General features: G+C 66.8%; 5 protein-coding genes. 2 read left to right on the top strand and 3 right to left on the bottom strand.

What is annotated here, in order from left to right:
• Nucleotides 1–242 precede the first annotated feature (242 nt).
• Together TX88_RS29310 and TX88_RS29315 are read left to right on the top strand one after the other, a co-directional pair.
• A complete protein-coding gene (locus tag TX88_RS29310) occupies nucleotides 243–977 on the top strand; it encodes a VIT1/CCC1 transporter family protein (protein ID WP_044523207.1) in 735 nt (244 codons plus the stop codon).
• Nucleotides 977–2,038 carry an esterase-like activity of phytase family protein gene (locus tag TX88_RS29315; RefSeq protein ID WP_049925506.1) on the top strand — a complete coding sequence of 354 codons (1,062 nt, stop codon included), beginning with the start codon at nucleotides 977–979 and terminating at the stop codon, nucleotides 2,036–2,038. Before TX88_RS29310 ends, TX88_RS29315 begins: the two co-directional genes overlap by 1 nt.
• A 105-nt stretch (nucleotides 2,039–2,143) precedes the next feature.
• Here TX88_RS29315 and TX88_RS29320 read toward each other — a convergent pair whose 3' ends face one another.
• From TX88_RS29320 to TX88_RS29330, 3 genes are read right to left on the bottom strand one after another with little or no spacing between them, the layout of a single operon-like run.
• On the bottom strand, nucleotides 2,144–2,821 hold the full coding sequence (locus TX88_RS29320) for a YoaK family protein (protein ID WP_044524275.1): 678 nt from the start codon (nucleotides 2,819–2,821) through the stop codon (nucleotides 2,144–2,146).
• Between the two features lie 56 nt (nucleotides 2,822–2,877).
• Complete coding sequence (locus TX88_RS29325) at nucleotides 2,878–4,089, bottom strand: MFS transporter (RefSeq protein WP_044523214.1); 1,212 nt, start codon at nucleotides 4,087–4,089, stop codon at nucleotides 2,878–2,880.
• A gap of 18 nt (nucleotides 4,090–4,107) precedes the next feature.
• The gene (locus TX88_RS29330) at nucleotides 4,108–4,539 is read right to left on the bottom strand and encodes a MarR family winged helix-turn-helix transcriptional regulator (RefSeq protein WP_084622243.1); all 432 of its coding nucleotides are present in this window, start codon (nucleotides 4,537–4,539) and stop codon (nucleotides 4,108–4,110) included.
• Nucleotides 4,540–4,566: the final 27 nt, after the last annotated feature.

Here is a 4,566-nt window from a genome sequence, read left to right on the forward strand (position 1 = left end):
CCCGAGCGATCACTGTATTGGGGGTGTAGTGCGGTCGGAAGATCTCGTCCGACAACCTGGCCCGCATGGCGTTCTTGACGTCGCGCCAGCGGCCGTCCAGCGCATTTCGCAGATGTTCGGCAGTAGAGGTCATATCCGACGGTAACGCGTGTGGCGGTGGTTATACGACGGTTGCCCCTGGATCTGTTCAGGAAGGCAAGCCTTCCTGGACAACCTCGACCTCGCCGCGAAAGACTGGCGGCATGCCGGACTCGGTCGGTAAGTCGCTGTCTCCCACCGGCTTGCCGCATGTGAGCTATCACCGCCATGCCGACGTCACCGGCGGCTGGCTACGTGCGGCGACCTTCGGGGCCATGGACGGTCTGGTCAGCAACACCGCGTTGATCGCCGGTGTGGGGGCCAGCGCCTCGGCCCAGACCGTGGTGCTCAGCGGTGTGGCCGGTCTGCTGGCCGGTGCTTTCTCGATGGCGCTCGGCGAATACACCTCGGTCACCACCGCCAACGAGCAGGTCGATTCCGAGGTCAGGGTGGAGCAGCGGTCGTTCCGCAAGAACCCGACCGCCGAGCAGGCCGAACTCGTGGCCATGCTCCAAGAGATGGGGATGACACCCGAAACGGCGGCGAAGGCCACCGAGGAGATCCACCGCGACGAGAATCGGGCCGTCAACTTCCACCTCGTACAGGAGCTGGGAGTGGACCCCCGGGAGAAGCCGTCGCCGTGGATAGCCGGCGGCTCGTCGTTCGTCCTGTTCGCGATCGGCGCGATCATCCCGCTCATCCCGTATCTGCTCGGCTTCGAATCGTTGTGGGCCGGCCTGGCCTGCGGCGGGGTCGGCTTGCTGATCGCCGGCGGGGTGGCGGCGAAGTTCACCCGCAAGCCGGTGGCCATCGCGGGGCTGCGGCAGCTGCTGTTCGGGGCTGTCGCGATCGCGGCCACCTATGCCGTCGGCATCCTGGTCGGCGCCGTCATCACCTGATGCTGCGTCGAATCCTGTTGGCCGGCGCCCTGGTGCTGTCGGCGTGTGGTCCGGCGCACGCCACGCCGCAACTGGACTACCTCGGCCAGCGCCAGGTGCCTTCCGGCGCGGTACTGGACGGCACGGTGATCGGCGGATTGTCGGGAATCAGCTACGACCCGGCCGCCGACCTGTACTACATCATCAGCGACGACCGCTCCGCCAAAGGCCCGGCACGGTTCTACACCGCGCGGATCACGCTGTCGGACAACGGTATCGGTGACATCGAGTTCGTCGCCATCCATCCGTGGCTGGACCGCGACGCACAGCCGTTCGGTCCGTTGAACATCGACGCACAGCCGCCCGTGGTGCCGCCCGACCCCGAGGCCATCGCCTTCGATGCGCGCAGGCAGCGGTTGTACTGGACCAGCGAGGGGGAGCGGCGGGTCGAGGGGCCAGGTGCACCGATTCTGCTGGAACCGTGGGCGCGGACCGCAGGACTCGACGGCAGCTTCCTCGGCGAGTTCGCCCTTCCCGACGGATTTCGGATGTCGGCAGCTGAACACGGTCCGCGACGCAACAGCACCCTGGAAGGGCTCACGCTCACACCGGATGGGCGGTATCTCTGGGCGGCCATGGAGGGGCCCGGCTATGACGACGGTCCGCCACCGGATGAGCAGCACGGTGCGCGCACCCGCGTCATCCGCTTCGACGCGGAGTCCGGGGCGGTCGACGGCCGGTACACCTATCCGCTGGACCCGGTCAGCGCCGGGCCGCGTGGAGACAACGGGTTGTCGGATCTGGTCGCGCTCGATGACAGCAGCTTTCTGGTGATCGAGCGTGGCTACGGCACGCACGTCGCGGTGCGGGTTTACCGGGCCGACGTCGTCGAGGGCTCCACAGAGATGACCAAGACGCTGCTGGCGGATCTGACCACCACGCCAGGCCTGACGCCCCTGGACAACATCGAGGGAATCACGTTGGGGCCCAGGCTGGCCGACGGTCGGCAGTCGGTGATCGCGGTCAGCGACGACAACTTCTCGCCGACCCAGGTGACGCAGTTCCTGTTGTTCGCGTTGTAGTCGTGTGCGGCGCATCGAGATTGACGTGAGGGTCGTGAATCTCGCCGGATAACGACCCTCACGTCAATCTCGACGAGCGGGCCGATGAACGGCGAGCCACGCGCACTATTTCAACAACGCATGACGATCGAAGTAGAAGTACGTGTACGCCGCGGTGATCGCGCAGACGACGGTGGCCACCAGCAGCATCTGGGATCCACTCACCACCACACTGATGAAGCCACCGACGATGGCGCCGCCGGCGAAACCGGACCAGAGCAGGAAATAGCCCAGCCAATCGCTGAGTTGGCCTCCGCTGATGTGGCGTTCGATGCCCTGTCCGAGCTTGACCAGGGTCCCGGTCACGTAACTCAGCGGGATCGACACCTCGCCATCCTTGACGAACGACGTGTTCAGCGCGCCGATACCGAAGGCCACGAACAGGATTGGGACGTAAGGGACATCGCGGGCAGACCAGCCCCGCTCGATGATGTCGACCACGGTGGACACCACCAGCGCAAGCGTCGTCAGCACGGTCGCGCCATGGGGGTGATTCACCCAGAGGTGGCGGCGGCACAACGACGCGATCACCACACCGCCGACGAAGGAGAGCAACAGCAGTGCGGCCCCGATCGCCAGCCACTCCTCACCTTGGAAAAGCCCGAGGAAGGCCCGCTCGGTGTTGCCGGTCATGAAGGTGACGAAGTAACCGGCCGAATGGGTGAACGCGGCTGCCCCCAGCACTCCGGCCAGTCCGGCCAGCACCCACGACAACCGGGCCTCGCCGTCGAACTGTTGCGACATGTCACCCATTGTGGGGAGCTTTGCCGGCGCTCGGGGCGGGATTGGCCCCCTGGCAGCTAGGTGTCGCTGCCGACGGTGACCGCGGTGGCCTCGTCGGTCAACTCGTCGAGTTCGGACTCCTCGACGTCGATTCCGACCAGGTACGGCCGCGTCAGGGTCAGCACACCGGCGCCGGCCAGCACGGCGGCCGCGCCCACCCAGTAGGGCAGGTGCACGCTGACCTGCTCGCCGAGCACTCCGGCCAGCCACGGCGCGACCGCGGCGCCGCCGAAGCGCAGGAAGGTGTAGGCCGCCGAGGCCACGCCCCGTTCGACCGGGGCTGCCTTCATCACGGTCTCGGTGATGAGTGTGTTGTTGATGCCGATGAACAGGCCGGCGATCACCACACCCGATGCCAGGACGGTCTTGGAATCCGTCCACACGGCCATCACGGCCAGCACCGTCGTGAAGGCGAGCAGGTTGAGGATCAGCACCCGCACCGTGCCGAAGCGGTGTTGCAGCCGCGGGGCCACCACCACGGAGGTGAAAGCCAACGCCAGACCCCAGCCGAAGAAGATCAGCCCGATCTGGTGGGCGGTCATGTCCAGCGGGAAGGGGGTGAAGGCCAGCAGGGTGAAGAAACCAAAGTTGTAGAGCAGCGCGGTGATCGCGACGCCGAGCAGTCCGCGGTGGCGCAACGCCCGGAACGGATCCGCAAGCGTGGTGGCACGTTCGGCGCGCGGGGTGGACGGCAACAGGAACGCCGTGATCACCAGGGCGAAGGCCATCAGCGCCGAGACGCCGAAGAACGGGCCGCGCCACGAGATCGAACCGAGCACCCCGCCGACCAGCGGGCCGATCGCGATACCCAGGCCTAGTGCCGCCTCATAGAGGATGATGGCTTGCGCCACAGAGCCTTTCGCGGAGTTGACTATGGTGGCCAGCGCCGTGGCGATGAACAGGGCGTTGCCAAGGCCCCACAGTGCGCGCCAGCCCACGATCTGCATCACGGTGTCGCTCATCCCGGCCAGGCCTGCGCCGGCGATGATGATCACCAGGCCGAGCAGCAGCGTGCGCTTGGGGCCGATGCGGCTGGAGACCACGCCGGTGATCAGCATCGCCACACCCATCACCGCCATGTAGCTGGTGAACAGCAACGACACCTGCGAAGGCGAGGCGTCGAGGTTGTCGGCGATCGGTTTGAGGATGGGATCGACCAGTCCGATGCCCATGAAGGCGACGACGGAGGCGAAAGCGACGGCCCATACGGCCTTGGGTTGGCGCCACATCAGGGCGGTGACTCCTATCTAGTTTTCGTGAGCGAGCGGATGCTCGGCGACATCGGTGAGCAGCCGTCGAATGATGTCGACGGAGGCCGCCAATGTCTGGCGCTCCTCGGCGCTGAGCCGCTCAAGCCGGGGGTTGATCGCGGCAGCGCGATCCGCCCTGGCCTGATCCAGGGTTCGCCGGCCCTGCTCGGTGATCCGGATCAGCACCGCGCGGGCATCGCCGGGATCGGTGGTGCGTGACACCAGGCCGGCGTCTTCGAGACGGCGAACCTGGGTGGTCATGGTCGGCTGCGAGCAGTGGTCGAGATAGGCCAGGTCGGAGATGCGCGCCTCGCCCTGGTCCTCGATCGTGGACAGCAGCCGGGCCTGGGCCCAGGGCAGCGGTAGGCGGGCGCGTTGGGTGGCCAGCCGGTTCAACCGGGCGACGACCGACAGCAGGTCGGCGCCCAGAGCGGTTTCGTCGGTTACCGTTACATC

The sequence above is a fragment of the Mycolicibacterium septicum DSM 44393 genome (assembly GCF_000455325.1).
Taxonomy (GTDB): domain Bacteria; phylum Actinomycetota; class Actinomycetes; order Mycobacteriales; family Mycobacteriaceae; genus Mycobacterium; species Mycobacterium septicum.

Bases quoted from the DNA above. Each gene is read 5' to 3' on its own strand.
- TX88_RS29315 (WP_049925506.1), top strand. From the start codon at position 977: ATGCTGCGTCGAATCCTGTTGGCCGGCGCCCTGGTGCTGTCGGCGTGT.
- TX88_RS29325 (WP_044523214.1), bottom strand. From the start codon at position 4,089: ATGTGGCGCCAACCCAAGGCCGTATGGGCCGTCGCTTTCGCCTCCGTC.
- TX88_RS29320 (WP_044524275.1), bottom strand. From the start codon at position 2,821: ATGTCGCAACAGTTCGACGGCGAGGCCCGGTTGTCGTGGGTGCTGGCC.
- TX88_RS29310 (WP_044523207.1), top strand. From the start codon at position 243: ATGCCGGACTCGGTCGGTAAGTCGCTGTCTCCCACCGGCTTGCCGCAT.